Genomic DNA, 15,931 nt, shown 5'->3' with positions numbered 1-15,931 from the left:
AATACTAGATATTATACTAGAAAACAATAGGACTTTATACCTATTAATGCCCCTCTTACCAATAAGTCTAAATAACCATTACACTCTATTATCTCAAATTAGAAGTATAATCTTATTAATTTTACACCATAAATTGGTATAGATAATTCAATTAAACCTAATATTTTGTCAAAATAAATATTTTTCCAATTTTTAATAATTTATGTTACACTCAAATTATTAAATACTTATTTCGACAAAATTTGACAGGTGAAAACAGATGACCAAACTTAGCTTAAAAAAGATTCCACTAATTCTTTGGGTATTTGGAGCTATAGTTTTAGCTCTATCTATCTACATAGAAACAGGTACCTCCATTGAATCAGAAAGCATATTTCTTACCATCAACGTCATTATGATTGCTGTTTTTTCCTATTATGGCGGTTTATACGGTGGTATTTTTTACTTCATGTTTTTTAGTGGAGTATATCTTCTTATGGGAATGTACATGACACCTAAAGAACTATCCGTTCAAAATCATTTCCCCTATGTTATTGGATTAATTATTGCGTTATCTATCGGAACACTTGGCTCAAAAATTAAAACAAACGAAATCCAACTTAAAAAGCTATTTGAAAATAATGATATTACCTTCTGGACTTGGGATCTTGAGACTGATGAACATACATTCTCAGAGGGATACGCTAAAATTTATGGAGTTACAAGAGAATCCATAAAGGATAACCCATATCATTGGCTCGATGTCGTCCATCCAGATGATAAACATATTCTGCTCAATGCAATTGAGCAACAAAAAGCTGGTAAAAGGACGACGATTACGTATCGTTTCTTCCACAGCAGTGGTGAAATCAGGTGGTTACGTGATTCCGCAACCCCACAAATTGCAAAAAATGGTGTTGTAACACATGTAGACGGTGTCGTATTTGATATCACGAATCAAAAACAAGCCGAACACAAAATGAATCAATTATTACACTATGATTCGTTAACTGGATTAACTAACCGTATTTGGTTCAAAAATTATTTAGATACAGCATTACTTTCTTCCAATAAGTACGGTCGTTCTGTAGCAGTCATGTTCATTGATTTTGACAACTTCAAACGTGTTAATGATACCCTTGGCCATAGTACAGGTGATCAGTTATTAATCCAGATTGCTAACAGGTTGAAATCGATACTTAAAGAAAGTGATATCGTTTCTCGACAAAGTGGTGATGAGTTTTTAGTACTTGCAGAGAATCGTAATTTGGATCAGATTGAAGAATTAGCAAAAGAGATTATTGCAATGATGAACGCTCCCTATTCCATAAATGGAACCGAGATCATATCAACTCCAAGTATCGGAATCAGTATAAATTTTGATTACGAAGATGATGCAGAATCATTAATTAAAAAAGCCGATTTTGCCATGTATCTTGCAAAAGAAAACGGTAAAAACAATTACCAATTTTACAATGAAGAACTTAATAAAAAATTGAAACGAAAAGTAATTTTAGAAACATACTTACATAAAGCAATTGAGAATAATGAATTAACCGTTCATTATCAGCCACAGTTCAATTTAACATCTTATGTGATCGTAGGTGCTGAAGCTTTACTTCGATGGGAATGTGAAATGGGCAAAATTCCACCAGACGAATTCATTCCTATCGCGGAGGAAACAGGACTAATTATTCCGATAGGCGAATGGGTTTTAAGACAAGCCTGTCGTGATATAAAACGGTTTAAGGCGAATGGATTAAACTCCTTTCCAATTTCAGTTAACATCTCAACGAGACAGCTTATGACACCAAATTTCATCGAGCGAGTTCAAACGATTATTACCGAGGAAGAAGTAGATCCAAAATTATTAACACTTGAAATTACAGAAAGTGCATTCCTTTATTATGAGGATGCGAAAGAAAATATTTTAGCACTTCGAAATCTAGGTGTTGGTGTTTCATTAGATGACTTTGGAATTGGCTATTCGTCCTTAAGCATGATCCGGAATATTGAAATAGATGAATTAAAAATTGATCGTTCATTTTTAAATGATTCCATTAAAAATAAGCGTGTACGCTCCTTATTAGAAGCAATTATACAAATTGGTAAGAAAATCAATACAAAAGTTGTCGTGGAAGGTATAGAAACAAAAGAACAAATTGATATTTTAACCGTTCATGATGTATATGGACAAGGTTACTTTTACAGTAAGCCTCTATCAGTAGAAGAATTCGAGTTATGGTATTCACAAGGAGAAAAAGCGAAGAATTATTAGACTCTTCGCTTTATTTTTCTTCTATTTCTTTCCAAGACTTTTTCTCATCATCTTCAATTATGCCTAGCACTACATCACTTATCTCTGGTTCACGTAGTAATTTATCGGAAAGCATAAACTTAATATCATCGGCATCAGCAAGGGATAATCCTTTTTTCAATTCCACGGTCACTTCTACATGATACGTTCTTCCTTCTTGCACTGTACGTAACCTGTAAATATCGACGACACTTTCATCTTCTAATAAATCCTTAGCAATTCTATTCTCAACATCTTTAGGTGCAGCGACCCCAATTAAGCCGACCATATTATCATAACCAACGCGGAATGCAACATAAAGCATCAAAATTCCAATAAAAATAGAAATTACGCCATCCGCTTGTAAAATATCAAAATACTGTGACAGAACGATACCGATAATAGCTAAGACTGCACTTGATGTTGCAACCAGATCTTCATAAAATACCAATCTTGTCGCAGGAGAAGCCTTACTTGCACCTTTAAATGCCGTTACAATTAAATTTCCTCCCCCTTCTATTTGTGCTTCTTCTTTTATCTCTTTCATTGCTTTAACTAAAATAAAGCCGTCAACTATAAATGCTGCCACTAAAATACCAATGTTTAACCAAAAGTTACTCGCTTCTGCTGGATGTTGGATAATATGCCAGCCTTCCTTAATCGTTTCATAAGCCATGATAGTGACGACTATTACAGCTACCATACAGAAAAGATTGATAACCCGTCCAAATCCTGTTGGAAACCTCTTGGAAGGCTTCATTTCTGACAAAACACTACCAAAGAAAACAAATCCCTGATTTACTGCATCTGCAAATGAATGCATGGCAGATGCAAACATCGTACCACTCCCACTAATAGCAGCAGCGATTGATTTTATAATTGCTAAAAATGCATTGCCTAATGCTGCCACTCCACTGGATGTATTCCCCTTTTTAACAAGTTGAATAAAACTCATACACATTCCCCCAAAATTTTATAGTTCTCCTTTTAGTTTTCCCTTTTTTAACATTATCATGTACTTGAAAAAACACACGCAATTGCTAATTAATAACTCGAATCAAAGTACCTTCAAGTACACATCGTAATTAGTACAAGGAGGGGATGAAGCTGACTAAAAAAATAATCTCATTAATATTCTTCATCATGTTGATTGGATGTACAACAGAACATGATGCGACGCCTGATAAACCACAAGATTTAGGTAATAATCATATAAGCAATAATACCACAATTGGTAATAGTCTGAAAAACACAACTAAAAACTTAGACAACCGAGTAAGAAAAATATCATCTACAAACGATAAAACAAAAGACGTACAATCTTTAGACCATGCAGCGGAAAAGCCAAAGCGTACTCCTACTGATAAAGAAAAACCTCAAAAGGTTGATGTGAGAGGAATTTATTTGAACCGAACTTCTATAAGAGAAGAAAATGTCCAGAAATATATTGACCTCATTAAAAGTTCCAACCTCAATGCAGCCGTCATCGATATAAAAGATGATTATGGTAAATTAACCTATGATTCCAGTATCGACCTTGCCAACCAAATCGGTTCTGACAATAACCCTGCCGTTAGTGATTTGAACAAGCTAACCCAACGGTTTAAAGATGCAGGAATTTATACAATTGCTCGTGTAGTAGTATTTAAAGACCCCTATTTAGCCGCCAATAAACAAGAATATGCTATCAAACGAAAAGATGGCACCATCTGGCAAGACCCTTCCGGAACGAAATGGATTGATCCATACAAGGAAGAAGTTTGGCACTACATTACATCCATAGCTAAAGAAGCAAGTGACAATGGATTTGACGAAATTCAATATGACTATATTCGTTTTCCGGAACGAGGAAAACAGGTTGATCAAGAAGTCACTTTTGACAATCCAAATGGTCTTACGAAAGCTGAAAATATTTTATCATTTCTAAAATATTCAGAAGAACAATTAAAAAATCAGCCATCCTACGTTTCTGCGGATGTGTTTGGACTAGTAACAACCGCAACGGATGATATGGGAATCGGCCAATTATGGGAAAACATTTCCCCACATGTTGATTATATCTCGCCGATGACATATCCTTCCCATTATGCACCAGGTTCATACGGAGTGCCAAATCCTGATAGAGCACCATATGACATCATGGCAAGGGCAATGAAAGATGCAAAAGAACGAAATGCCGCTTTAGAAGAAAACGGAGAAGAATCTGCAACCATTCGTCCTTGGGTACAGGATTTTGACTACCTAAGTAATTACACCGTTCAAGATGTACAAAAACAAATTCAAGCTATCTATGATCAAGGAATTACACAATATTTAATCTGGAATGCAGGTAATGTATATACAGTCGATGCATTCCAATAATAGAAAAAACCGCTGAGTTTCAGCGGTGTACATAAATACCCGAAGTTTTAATAAATTGACACGAAGATTTTTCTCAAGTGACTCGAACTTGTTATAAAATTACCCGAACTGTTCACATTTTTACTTGAAGTTGAAACGATAACACAAATTTTTAATGGAGTTTCTTCTTCTTAATACGTAATTCACTCAAGAAAGTCGACCCCAATATCAAAATTCCTCCAATAATTTGCACGAATGTCATACTTTCACTCAAAAAGATCGCAGCCATTAATACTGCTGAAATTGGATCAATATAACTCATCACCGCTATTGTTTGCCCTTTTAACTTCTTCATCGATGAAAAATATAACAAATACGCAAAACCCGTATGAACTACCCCAAAAATCGCAATTAAGATAATCGACTGAACACCTAACCCACTATAATTCATTTCTTCCGTCAGAAATACGTATGGGAACATCACAATGGTAGCCATGGCAAGCTGCATAATCGTTGTTTCAAAATCAGATAAATCACGAATAAATTTATTAATTAAAATAACACTAGCATATAATGCTGCTGCTAATAATCCATAGCCAATTCCAACTGGATGGTTATAGTCGCCGCTAACTAATCCTCCAGGTTGTATGACTAAAAATAATCCGATAAAAGCTAGTCCAACACTTATAGCTTTTCTAACCGTCCATTTTTCTTTTAATAAAATTGGTGCTAAAACCAAGACAAATATCGGAGCAAAATAGTAACTCAATGTCGCATTTGAAATCGTTGTAAATCGATATGCTTCAAATAAGAAAATCCAATTAAATCCCATTGCAGCACCTGATACTAAAAAAAGAATTAAGTTCCGCTTAGATATTTTATAATGAACCTTTTGTTTAATAAGGAAGCTTGCAGCAATTAAAAATATACTCCCAATCGCACCGCGAAATAATGCAATTTCACTGGAGGATAAGTCGATATTTTTCACAAATAAACCTAAACTACCAAATATTAACATCACTACGATGAACGTTGCTTTTGCCCCCACAATTTCTCCCCCTCTAAAGCATTCATGTAATTTGTATTTTTCATTATCTCATATTCCTACCTACAATGGCACAGAATAAAAATAAGGAAGGAGTAATTACATGAAAAAGTTTACTGTAGCTGGTACCGATATTGAAGAGGTTAAACGAAAAAACGCGAAATCTGGTTTGTCCTATAACGAAGTCAAAGCGTTGCTCGCTCAAACTGGTGGGCATGAAACTGCCAAGTTCAGCGATACAGATCCAGAAGATGTGAAGAAACAAATACATCAACATCCACCCGTTTAAAAGGAGGTTTGACAATGGCAGAAAAGGATTTTGAAAAAATTTATAATGAGTACCGTAATCAAACAGAACAATCTGTTGAAATTGGACAGGTTAATACAGATGGGAAAGAGCAAATTGTTGCAGTGAAGAAAAATGATGATGGAGATATTATCGCCTTTAAAACCGATACTGGTAGGGAATTGGACTATGTAACAGCATTAGACGAAGCAAAAGCAGGAAACCTCGCACATGTGGATGTATTTCATAAATATGGACGAGACATTATTCGTAGCGAGCCTGATGGGATAAAAGAAAACAATTTAGATAATCTTCCTGAATTTTAAATAAGCAGCCCAGTTTTAAGGCTGCTTATAATCTAACCTAAGCACTTTTCCAAATCTTAGTATATTTCTTTTTATACTTTTCATCATCTACTTCTTCAATTAATGCCAAGGAAATTTCCTTAATTTTTTCATCGTTCACCGCATCATAAAGATGTCGCAATCCTTGAAGGATATCAGATCGAATCAATGTGTAATTCTTTTCTGATGTCCCATTCTTAAACCGATCGACTAAAGACTTAAGTAAAAGCTCTTTCTGCTCATTACCCGCTAACCCTATCTTCCAAATGGATTGTAACGTATGGCGTGCTGTAACGAATTTATCATCATAGGTTACCTTCCAAATTTTATCAAAATCTTTCATTATTCGTTTTTCTGGATCACTCTTTGCCAGACCACACAAAAATTGTGCAGCTCTAGAACGTTCGTGGTTATTTTGATGTGTAAGATTTGCGACTAATTCATCCCATACTTCATAAGCCCAGCTTACACGTTTATCTATGGCAGTCATTATTCCATGGAAAGCCTCATTTTGTTTATCTTTATCATCCGATTGTAAATTCTCAAAATAACTTTTGATTACTTCATCCACACCAATCACCCTTTAACAAAAAAGCAGTCCTTAAGACTGCCCTAATTTTTGATCAATATCACTTGTATCTACTTTCCCACCAAACCAGCTCTCTAATTTTTCTCTAGCTTTCGCCTTAACTTCATCATCAACGTAAGCAGCAACTTGCAATAAAGCAGCAGTCAAAATCCCTAAATCATCAATAAATCCAGCTCCGAAAGCGACATCCGGAATTAAATCAATTGGAAGGATAAAATATCCTAAAGCCCCTACAATAGTTGCTTTCACTTTTTTCGGTATCTCTGGTTTCTGTAACGTATAATAAAGAATTAAGACGACATAAATAACGGATGAGCCAGCCTTCTTTGCAAATTTCCCGATCTTCTTCCAAAATTTATCTTCCGTATAGTGCACACCATGCTTTTGAATCTCTATTTCATCAACATTTACTATACCTTGCTCTATTTCTTCCATTTGTTCTTCACTTAGTTTTTTCTTTTTCTTGAACTTTTCAAACATAACATATCACCTCGGATTGGTTTGGATTTTGAAAAGCTTGTCCTAATCTTATTATAAACGTTAACTTGTCCTTCGTGAACTACCACCGACAGAATCCGCGAAAATTCACCTTGTATTGCACCTGATTTTTACTATACTAATATTAAGGAGGTGAATATTATGGAACAGGAAACACTACTTAACGAAATTTCACATGCGTTTACGCTTCATGGAGAGCATATAGACAAAAAGTTCGCTGAAATGGACAAGCGTTTTGAAGAAATAGATAGTAGATTTGAACAAATCGATAAAAGATTTGAAGAAGTTGAAAAACGCTTTGACCGTTTGGATCTAAAAGTAGATGGCGTACGTATGGATTTATCGGATACACAAAAGACCTCAAATTTCTTACTCCGAAAAGTAGCAAAACATGATGACAAACTTCTAGATCTATCCCGGCAGACAAAGTAATTCCTCTCTAGGTTAAAATTCCAGTAAAAATACCTTCACTCTAAATTTCTGGTGTGAAGGTATTATTGTTCTACTAAACATGAAGAAGTATTTTCCCTGTATGCTGCCTCTTTTCTATTAAACGATGTGCATCCGCAGCATCACTTAACGTAAACTCTGCCCCAATGACAATATTTAACTCCCCACTAGCTAAAAACTTAATCACTTGATCAGATACTTCCTTCAACAAATACGGCCTTTTCTTTCGGGTATTACCTAAACTAAATCCTAATACTGACCTACAACTATTATGCAGCTCATTTGTTTTAAAATTCCCGACCGCACCACTAGAATTCCCGAAATGCACTAATCTTCCATACTCAGCAAGACATTTCATATTCTCCTCTGACACCTTACCAGCCATTGAATCTAGAATAATGTTTACTCCCACGCCATCAGTCAACTCAAGTACATTAGCTGAAAAATTATCATAAGTAAACACATCATCTGCCCCTGCATTACGTGCAACTTCAAATTTAGCCGGAGACCCTACTGTTCCAATCACTTTGCTGGCACCTAACAGCTTAGCCATTTGTATGGCGGTCGTACCGACACCACCAGATGCAGAATGAACAAGAACAGTCTCCCCTTCCATCATTCTCCCGACATCCTTTAACAGCATATAACTTAAGAATGCTACAATTGGACTTGCAGCTGCTAACCTTAGTCCAATTTCATCCGGAATTGGAAAAGTAAGCTGTTCACTTGCAACAGCATATTCTGCATAGGAACCCGTTCTTGGAAAGGCTATTACCCGCTGACCTACTTTTAAATCTGTAACCCCTTCTCCTAGCTCATCAATTATGCCTACCAAATCCAAGCCTAATATGATAGGAAAATTCCCTGTTGATTTTTTACCTGTTCTATTTTTAATATCAGCATAATTGACACTCGTTTTCTCAACTTTTATTAGTACTTCATGTTTACCTGGCTTGGGTGTTGCGACTTCTTTATATTGCAAAACCTCTGGTCCGCCAAATTGTTCTATTACTATTGCTTTCATAATACTCCCCCTATTCTTTCAACCTGACACTGTAATACCTTCGGGTAACTTACATGAGTTAATTTATATTTTATCAAATTTAATTTGGGTAATATTAACAATACAAAAAATCTCCTTCTAACTTTTAAGGAGATTTTTTAAAACTCTTTACTAGAAAAAATCCTTTTCTTCAATCAGAGAATATCTGCCCTTTTCTACTCTAGTTAGCACCCTGAAATAATCAGGTATCGTAGAAATATTATTTCCCCCATGTGAAACAGGAACCATTTCATCCATCGGTGTACTAAAGTCTTTCCATCTTGAACCATAGTTAGAAACAACCCACTCTTCTATCTCACTAGCTGTTCTAGCACCACCTAGATTTTGGAATGCATCGATAATCGCTTCAACTTGAGTCAAAGTAATTCCCCCTAGTAAAATCGTATAGTTTTACTTAAGTTAATACTATGTTTCTCCTAAAACCCTTTAGTACTTTTACCTCTATTATATATATTTCTACACTTTCCCCTAAAACCCTTTAATTAATGCTAATTTCCTCACGCGCTTTGGACAGCGAGACAGGTCCATCATCCCAAATGGGTCGATGGACCTGTCCCGCTTTTAATTCCCATATACTTCTTCCCTTGTATGAAATCCGTCTGCAATAATGGTTTCGTCGATATTATTTTGATTGACCTCAATAGGTGAGAGCAAGACAGATGGAACTTCTATTTTCCCATTATTAATCTTCCTGTTTGTTTCAAAAGCTTCACCTCTTGCCATAGCAACAGCAATTTCCGCAGCTTTCTTTGCAAGATTACGGATTGGCTTATACGCTGTCATCGTTTGAGTCCCTTCCACAATACGCTGTACAGCAGCAAGGTCTGCATCCTGACCGGCGACAGGTATTTTTCCTGCTAACCCTTTTTCTTCCAAAGCTTTTATTGCACCGCCAGCTGTTCCGTCATTGGCAGCGATCACGGCATCGATTTGATTTTGATTTGCTTCTAAAGCTGCTAACATATTTTGATAAGCATTCTCTGGTGTCCAATTTTCCGTCCATTGATCGTACACCACTTTTATGTCCCCACGGTCAATGTAGGGCTGGAGTACATTAAAGACACCTTTTTTAATAAGAATTGCATTATTATCGGTTACAGATCCTCCTATATAAACATAATTCCCTTTTGGTACTAAATCTGTGATTACCTCTGCTTGCAACTCCCCTACCTTTTCATTATCAAACGAAACATATAAATCAACATTGGCATTTTTAATGATTCGATCATAAGATACTACCTTAATACCTGCAGAATGGGCCTTCTCCACAACAGCCGCCGCCGTTTCTGTATAATAAGGAACAACTACTAGCAAATCAGTACCGTTAGATATCATCGTTTCAATTTGGGAAAGCTGAACAGCAGCATTTTCATTGGCCACCATTATTTCTACTTCTGCACCTAAAGCTTCTAATTCTTCTCGAAACAAATCCCGGTCCTTCGCCCACCGTTCTTCCTCTAATGTATCCATGGAGAAACCTATTTTAATTTCACCTTTTGGAGAGCGGACATTTTCATTCGGCATTGTTCCGTTATTTTCTTCAACACTCTGCTTCGTTTCACAAGCGGAAAGTGTGATTAAAAAAATTGTCATGATAACCATAAGATAAAGATTGAATAGCTTTTTCACTGGACGATCCCCCTAAGCCTTACCCTTACTTTCCATGAATCGCATTTTGATATTCCTTCGGTGAAACATGTACCATTTTTTTAAATACTTTACTAAAATAATTTGGTTCGTGATAGCCGACTTCAATTGCAATCTCCTTAATACTTCGTCTCGGATCTTGCATCAATTTTTTTGCTTTTTCTATTCGGCACTCTGTAAGAAAATCAATATAATTGATGCCCATTTTTTCCTTAAATAATTTACTTATGTAAATAGGGCTAAGTCCCATTTCCACACTTAAAGTTTCCAGCGAAATTTCTTCATGGGAATGGGCTTGAATATATTGTTTGATTTGCTGGACATTATCAGCCTCTAGTTGTTGATAATAATGAATATGTTTTTGCTTTAACAAATCCAATAATTGACCCGTTTCCATTCGAAGCTGTCGGTAATCGATAGTTTGAAAAGCAAATAGTGGTGATTTGGCTTCTATTCCTAAATCATTTAAGACACGAGAGACGACCCATAAAACTTCTAATATTCTTTGCTGACTATATACTAAACTTGCACCTTGTTGCTCAAAAAACTGTACTAAGCTCAACACTTCGGTACGAATCGCTTCCCACTGTCCTAATTTAATTTGATCCACAATATCTTTTTTTAATGTTGTTAGTCGTAAATCAAAAAAGTCCTCTTCTACTATTTCTATTTCAGCATAGAATCGATATTTAGCCGGAGAAAGATATTCCATTGCTGCTACTAAGGATTCTTGATAGGATTTTTTCACTTGATTTAGTTCGGAATAAACGTTACCGATCCCAATAAACCATCCTAACGCTTCATGATGCTGCTTTACTGTTATAATTTTTTTAGCAAAGGACGTTGCTTGAAAACGAAACGAAACATTCTTATCACGAAATACAATAATAGGTAATTGGTTTCCTGAAAGTGCCCCAACTAAACAATTACCTAGCTCGCTTACTTTCTCCTTTATTAAAGGGTACGGATGATCCGAACTATCTGGTACAAGGACATTCATTACAAATACTTCATGATTTCGATCGATTTCAAGCATATCAATTAGTAAATCAACATTTACTTCATGGACATGCTCAAATAATAATTGCGTGACTAAATCTGCTTCAATAATTGATCTTGTTTTCTGAATCACGGTTTCTTGTCTCTTACTAGCTGCTCGTGACCTTTTATCTACAACAATTTCTTTGAGAACCTTTCCAACTGTTTCAACAATGTCAGCTGCTTTACTTGGCTTTAAAAGATAGTCTGATGCCCCTAGTTTAATCGCTTTGCGCATATAATCAAATGTATCATACGCGGTTACCATAATAAATTTGATGTCTGTACTAAATTCCATGATCCGTTCCAACGCTTCTAAACCACTAATTCCTGGCATTTTTATGTCCATTAAAATTAAGTCTGGCTTTATCGTTTTAGCAATCTCAATAGCCATTTTTCCATTTCTTGCTTCCAGCACCTCAAGACTAGGAAAGGATTTTTGCAAGATGAATTTCATACCTTCCCTTTCAATTTGTTCATCATCCACGATTAGGAGTTGCATCATTGCCTTCCCCCTTTTTCTTCCAAAGCTTTAATACAATCTTTGTATAACAATCTTTGACACTATCGATATGGAATACGTCGTCTCTACCATAATAAAGCCGTAGACGTGTCATGACATTACTACAACCGATTCCAGTAGAATGTCCCTCAGATGATTTATACTTCTCTGAGAGTAATTTCTCTATCGTTTCTTCATCCATTCCTATTCCGTCATCTTCAATTTCGATAGTTACCCATTCATTATCATCCAATATTCGTATCCATATATTTCCGCCATCTTCTTTTGGTTCTATTCCATGAATAACAGCGTTTTCAATTAGTGGCTGTAGTGTGAGTGTTGGTATTAGTTCCTTTAAACACGACTCATCAATTTCCATTTGTACCTGAAGGCGGTCTGTTAATCTAGCTTTTTGAATCTCTAAATATTGTTGTAAAACTTCTACTTCATCCTTAAGTGGAACTTTCCGGTCCATTTGCTTCAGATTGTACCTTAATAATCCAGCAACATTTACTAATAAATCACTAGTCTCTTGAGCTCCTTCCAAATAGGCCTTTTTTGAAATGGCATTCAATGTGTTAAATAAAAAATGAGGATTAATTTGACTCTGGAGACTACGGAACTGACTCTCTTGTAATAAAATTTTATTTTGTTGCAGTTCATGCTCAAGCTTTGCTTTTTGTTGAATTTCTAAAAATAATTTATTGATATTCTTCCGCATATGGTCAAAGGTTTTTGCTAGAAAAGCAATTTCATCATTTGTGTCTACCTTCACCTGCAAATCAAATCGCCCTTTAGCAAGTTCATTAGCCGCTTTCGTAAGGTCGAGCACAGGCTTTGTTATACTTCTAGAAAACCAATATGAAAGAACAAGTAATATAAATGCAATTAATAATATTAACCAAATCCCAAGCTCTTTTAATTCATTCGATTGTTTAATGATACCTAGGTAAAATAAATCATAGGTTTTTAATTCTTTTTCCATTAATGAAAGTGTCATATCGGAAATATGATTAGATATGCTGGATGCTTCTGCAAATTCCTTTGTAGATAACTCTATTTCATCTTCTGCGTAATATAATAAAAATCGATTAGTAGATTCTATAAAGCTATCTATTAAATTACTATAGTTCGTAATCGTAAAATCATTATCACTATTTCTCAAACTGTATACTTGTTTCTTTGCATTCAGTACGGTCTGTTTACTCAATTCAATTTGCTGCTTATTTTGGAGAGAGGGAATAATCATATAGTCATTTAAGTTATTTATCACATCTTGACTTGCGGTGGAAACTTGATTCATACTCAAGTATCGCTGCAAGATTTCATTATATTGTGTCAATGTTTTATTATTGTAATATGTTAATGCAATCCAAATCGATGACATGATAACAAGCATTATAGCGGAGACGGTCCAAATCTTCTTCTGTATTTTACTCATGTAAATCCACTGCCTTTAACACTTGAATGTCTGTTACATACCCTTCTGTATTAAGTGGAACGAGGTTACCATTTAACCATTTCGTGAGTAAATCAATACTCTTTCTCCCCATCTCCTCTGGTGATTGCTTAATAACAGCATCTATTGTACCTTGCTTAAGTAACGAGAGGGATTCCGGCCCTTCATCGAATGAGTAAATATAAAATGGTTCCACTTGATAACGCTTACTTATTTCTTGAACAATAGCTCCAACACTATTAGCATTAACTGCTATAAACGCATCAGCATTTGGAAATTGATTTAACGTGTCCTGAATCGTCGCAACCATATCTTCCCTGGCACTCGAAGTCTTTGCATAGTGAAGATTTATACCCGTATAATCCTGTAAAACCTCTTCTATACCAGCAATTCGTTGCTCCTGATAATGCTCCACATTTTTATTAAACACAAGTACAACATCACCAGTATCCCCCATGTCAGAAATTAATTGTTTTGCTAAAAGTTCTCCAGATTTGTATTGATCAGATCCAACATAGGTTCTTCGAAAACTTTCTTCTATTGGCACATCATTCGCTATCGTCATAATCGGAATTCCATAAAAAGAAGCCTTAACCTTTGTTAACTCTTTAAATTTGTCTGAATCTAGCCCCTGAACAATTATTCCGTCCACTTTTGACTGGATGGCAACTTCCAAGTTAGTCAAAAAGTCTTCCTGATGACTACCATAATTTCCCCATACTTCTAAACTTATCCCCAGTTTTTGTGCCTCTCTCTCTGCCGCTCTACTTACTTGATTCCAAAAAGGTGTATCCATTTCCTGTGTAATTAGGACAACTCGATATGAGGATTCACTCTCCTTGATAGACGTCGGCATCTCCCAGTCCGATTCAAAGACATGAAGCGCAGATGTTGTTGTAAAAAAGCAAAGAACGATAAAAATAATACTTAAAAAAATAAAAGATGTCTTACGCAAGTAGAAGCACCCCCATTATGTAGGACTAATAAAGTAATCGTTATCTAGTAAATGAATGAATATTCACTGTTATCATACACCTAATTATATATAACAACAAACCAATAGATGAAGAAGTTAGTAGATTAGCTAATACAGATAAAAGTGGAAACTGAGACTAAAAAGAGTTATATGGAGAAAAACTCTTTCACTTGCTCGTAATTTATTTCTCTTATGCAGGAGAAATTCTGATACTATCCGCTCCGCAAAAATAACGTTAGAGACAATAAGTGTCCCTAACGCTTTAAACTATACTTCATTTAACTTGCACGTTTTCTAGTCATTACATCAAAAATAACCGCTAACGCTAATACTCCGCCGCGAATCATATATTGATAGGATATACCGACACCAAGTAGATTCATTCCACTCGTTAACGATGCCATCACTATCGCACCAATGATCGCTCCAGTTACTTTACCAACTCCACCTGCAGAGGATACTCCACCAACATATGCTGCAGCGATAGCATCCAACTCGAACAACGTACCTGCTGTAGTCGTTGCAGATTGTAAACGGGAAGTGAATAGTATCCCGGATAAAGCAGCAAGGAAGCCCATTGATCCGAATACAAGTAACGTTATCTTCTTCACATTAATTCCACTTAAATTAGCAGCCTCTGGATTACTTCCGACAGCATATATATGTCTTCCAATAACGGTTTTCGTCGTAATGAAATGATAGACTACAACCACAAGCAAAATAATTACTAATGTCCAAGATAACCCATTATATCCTGCGAGAATCCAAGTAATATAACCAATAATTGCAGATACGAATACTAGCTGCAATATGAAGATTGGTTTGGAAACCACTTCAAATTCATATTTCAGCATTTTCCTCCGCTTCGATATAGAACTATAGATAAATAATAGAATACCTATTGCTCCAACTAATAATGAGAGTAAATGTAGTCCCCCCAATTGAACAATAGATGGAATGTATCCATTACCAATTGCATTAAATGCATCATTTTGAATAATAATTGTCCCAGATCCCTCGGTAACTTGTAATAATGCTCCTCTGAAAATAAGCCATCCGGCTAGTGTTGCTACAAACGAAGGAATCCCGACCTTCGCTACAAGAAAACCTGTCGTGAGCCCAATACATGTTCCGATAAGTAGAATAATCGGAATAACAATATATACTGGCATGCCTGCTCTCATTAATAGAATAGCGGCTATAGCTCCCAGAAATCCTGCTAAGAATCCAATTGATAAATCAATATGTCGAATAACGATTACAATCATGACCCCGACCGCAAGAACTGCTATATATCCAGCGGAATCTAGTAGATTACTAATATTACGCGAGGATAAAAATAATCCATCTGTTAATATCGTGAAAGTAAGCATAATAATAAGTAAAGCAATATACATTCCGTAATCGCGAATGTTATTT

16 protein-coding genes are annotated in these 15,931 nt (G+C 35.6%); 5 read left to right on the top strand and 11 right to left on the bottom strand.

All coding sequences use genetic code 11. The annotated features are described in order from the left end of the window. The first annotated feature begins 259 nt into the window (after window positions 1–259). Complete coding sequence (locus AB1K81_RS01015) at window positions 260–2,257, top strand: bifunctional diguanylate cyclase/phosphodiesterase (protein WP_412974790.1); 1,998 nt, start codon at window positions 260–262, stop codon at window positions 2,255–2,257. A gap of 10 nt (window positions 2,258–2,267) precedes the next feature. On the opposite strand, the gene AB1K81_RS01010 is transcribed toward AB1K81_RS01015, so the two are convergent. Then, complete coding sequence (locus AB1K81_RS01010; RefSeq protein ID WP_412974789.1) at window positions 2,268–3,230, bottom strand: cation diffusion facilitator family transporter; 963 nt, start codon at window positions 3,228–3,230, stop codon at window positions 2,268–2,270. A 146-nt stretch (window positions 3,231–3,376) separates the two neighbouring features. On the opposite strand from AB1K81_RS01010, the gene AB1K81_RS01005 reads away from it, so the two are divergent. Further along, a complete protein-coding gene (locus AB1K81_RS01005) occupies window positions 3,377–4,636 on the top strand; it encodes a putative glycoside hydrolase (RefSeq protein ID WP_412974788.1) in 1,260 nt (419 codons plus the stop codon). 151 nt (window positions 4,637–4,787) lie between these two features. On the opposite strand, the gene AB1K81_RS01000 is transcribed toward AB1K81_RS01005, so the two are convergent. After that, window positions 4,788–5,663 carry a DMT family transporter gene (locus AB1K81_RS01000; protein ID WP_412974787.1) on the bottom strand — a complete coding sequence of 292 codons (876 nt, stop codon included), beginning with the start codon at window positions 5,661–5,663 and terminating at the stop codon, window positions 4,788–4,790. A 100-nt stretch (window positions 5,664–5,763) separates the two neighbouring features. Here AB1K81_RS01000 and AB1K81_RS00995 point away from each other — a divergent pair, with 100 nt between their 5' ends. Both AB1K81_RS00995 and AB1K81_RS00990 read left to right on the top strand, forming a co-directional pair. After that, the gene (locus tag AB1K81_RS00995) at window positions 5,764–5,949 is read left to right on the top strand and encodes a gamma-type small acid-soluble spore protein (RefSeq protein ID WP_412974786.1); all 186 of its coding nucleotides are present in this window, start codon (window positions 5,764–5,766) and stop codon (window positions 5,947–5,949) included. A gap of 14 nt (window positions 5,950–5,963) precedes the next feature. After that, window positions 5,964–6,272: a DUF3892 domain-containing protein gene (locus tag AB1K81_RS00990; RefSeq protein WP_412974785.1), complete on the top strand. Its 309-nt coding sequence runs from the start codon at window positions 5,964–5,966 to the stop codon at window positions 6,270–6,272. 37 nt (window positions 6,273–6,309) lie between these two features. Here the strand turns inward: AB1K81_RS00990 and AB1K81_RS00985 are convergent, their stop codons facing one another. Together AB1K81_RS00985 and AB1K81_RS00980 are read right to left on the bottom strand one after the other, a co-directional pair. After that, entirely contained in the window at window positions 6,310–6,861 is a 552-nt protein-coding gene (locus tag AB1K81_RS00985) for a hypothetical protein (protein WP_412974784.1), read from the bottom strand. 30 nt (window positions 6,862–6,891) lie between these two features. Continuing rightward, the gene (locus AB1K81_RS00980) at window positions 6,892–7,359 is read right to left on the bottom strand and encodes a YkvA family protein (RefSeq protein WP_412974783.1); all 468 of its coding nucleotides are present in this window, start codon (window positions 7,357–7,359) and stop codon (window positions 6,892–6,894) included. 159 nt (window positions 7,360–7,518) lie between these two features. Here AB1K81_RS00980 and AB1K81_RS00975 point away from each other — a divergent pair, with 159 nt between their 5' ends. Next, entirely contained in the window at window positions 7,519–7,809 is a 291-nt protein-coding gene (locus AB1K81_RS00975) for a hypothetical protein (RefSeq protein WP_412974782.1), read from the top strand. A 73-nt stretch (window positions 7,810–7,882) separates the two neighbouring features. On the opposite strand, the gene AB1K81_RS00970 is transcribed toward AB1K81_RS00975, so the two are convergent. From AB1K81_RS00970 to AB1K81_RS00940, 7 genes are all read right to left on the bottom strand, one after another. Beyond that, window positions 7,883–8,851: a quinone oxidoreductase family protein gene (locus tag AB1K81_RS00970; protein ID WP_412974781.1), complete on the bottom strand. Its 969-nt coding sequence runs from the start codon at window positions 8,849–8,851 to the stop codon at window positions 7,883–7,885. A 150-nt stretch (window positions 8,852–9,001) separates the two neighbouring features. After that, window positions 9,002–9,250: a hypothetical protein gene (locus tag AB1K81_RS00965; RefSeq protein WP_412974780.1), complete on the bottom strand. Its 249-nt coding sequence runs from the start codon at window positions 9,248–9,250 to the stop codon at window positions 9,002–9,004. A 201-nt stretch (window positions 9,251–9,451) separates the two neighbouring features. Continuing rightward, on the bottom strand, window positions 9,452–10,519 hold the full coding sequence (gene xylF, locus AB1K81_RS00960) for a D-xylose ABC transporter substrate-binding protein (protein WP_412974779.1): 1,068 nt from the start codon (window positions 10,517–10,519) through the stop codon (window positions 9,452–9,454). A gap of 25 nt (window positions 10,520–10,544) precedes the next feature. Next, the gene (locus AB1K81_RS00955; protein ID WP_412974778.1) at window positions 10,545–12,080 is read right to left on the bottom strand and encodes a response regulator; all 1,536 of its coding nucleotides are present in this window, start codon (window positions 12,078–12,080) and stop codon (window positions 10,545–10,547) included. Further along, the gene (locus AB1K81_RS00950) at window positions 12,055–13,518 is read right to left on the bottom strand and encodes a sensor histidine kinase (protein ID WP_412974777.1); all 1,464 of its coding nucleotides are present in this window, start codon (window positions 13,516–13,518) and stop codon (window positions 12,055–12,057) included. Before AB1K81_RS00950 ends, AB1K81_RS00955 begins: the two co-directional genes overlap by 26 nt. Next, complete coding sequence (locus tag AB1K81_RS00945; protein ID WP_412974776.1) at window positions 13,511–14,491, bottom strand: sugar ABC transporter substrate-binding protein; 981 nt, start codon at window positions 14,489–14,491, stop codon at window positions 13,511–13,513. The genes AB1K81_RS00950 and AB1K81_RS00945 overlap by 8 nt, the downstream gene beginning before the upstream one ends. A 299-nt stretch (window positions 14,492–14,790) precedes the next feature. Beyond that, window positions 14,791–15,909, bottom strand: coding sequence for a sugar ABC transporter permease (locus tag AB1K81_RS00940; RefSeq protein ID WP_412976093.1), 1,119 nt, complete (start codon window positions 15,907–15,909; stop codon window positions 14,791–14,793). Window positions 15,910–15,931 lie beyond the last annotated feature (22 nt).

Source organism: Ornithinibacillus jepli, from assembly GCF_047228935.1.
Taxonomy (GTDB): Bacteria; Bacillota; Bacilli; order Bacillales; family Amphibacillaceae; genus Ornithinibacillus.
This window is presented reverse-complemented; position numbering and strand designations above follow the sequence as displayed.

Coding starts and splice junctions, on each gene's coding strand:
- AB1K81_RS01015 (WP_412974790.1), top strand. CDS start 260: ATGACCAAACTTAGCTTAAAAAAGATTCCACTAATTCTTTGGGTATTT.
- AB1K81_RS01010 (WP_412974789.1), bottom strand. CDS start 3,230: ATGAGTTTTATTCAACTTGTTAAAAAGGGGAATACATCCAGTGGAGTG.
- AB1K81_RS01005 (WP_412974788.1), top strand. CDS start 3,377: ATGAAGCTGACTAAAAAAATAATCTCATTAATATTCTTCATCATGTTG.
- AB1K81_RS00995 (WP_412974786.1), top strand. CDS start 5,764: ATGAAAAAGTTTACTGTAGCTGGTACCGATATTGAAGAGGTTAAACGA.
- AB1K81_RS00990 (WP_412974785.1), top strand. CDS start 5,964: ATGGCAGAAAAGGATTTTGAAAAAATTTATAATGAGTACCGTAATCAA.
- AB1K81_RS00980 (WP_412974783.1), bottom strand. CDS start 7,359: ATGTTTGAAAAGTTCAAGAAAAAGAAAAAACTAAGTGAAGAACAAATG.
- AB1K81_RS00975 (WP_412974782.1), top strand. CDS start 7,519: ATGGAACAGGAAACACTACTTAACGAAATTTCACATGCGTTTACGCTT.
- AB1K81_RS00970 (WP_412974781.1), bottom strand. CDS start 8,851: ATGAAAGCAATAGTAATAGAACAATTTGGCGGACCAGAGGTTTTGCAA.
- AB1K81_RS00955 (WP_412974778.1), bottom strand. CDS start 12,080: ATGATGCAACTCCTAATCGTGGATGATGAACAAATTGAAAGGGAAGGT.
- AB1K81_RS00950 (WP_412974777.1), bottom strand. CDS start 13,518: ATGAGTAAAATACAGAAGAAGATTTGGACCGTCTCCGCTATAATGCTT.
- AB1K81_RS00940 (WP_412976093.1), bottom strand. CDS start 15,909: ATGTATATTGCTTTACTTATTATTATGCTTACTTTCACGATATTAACA.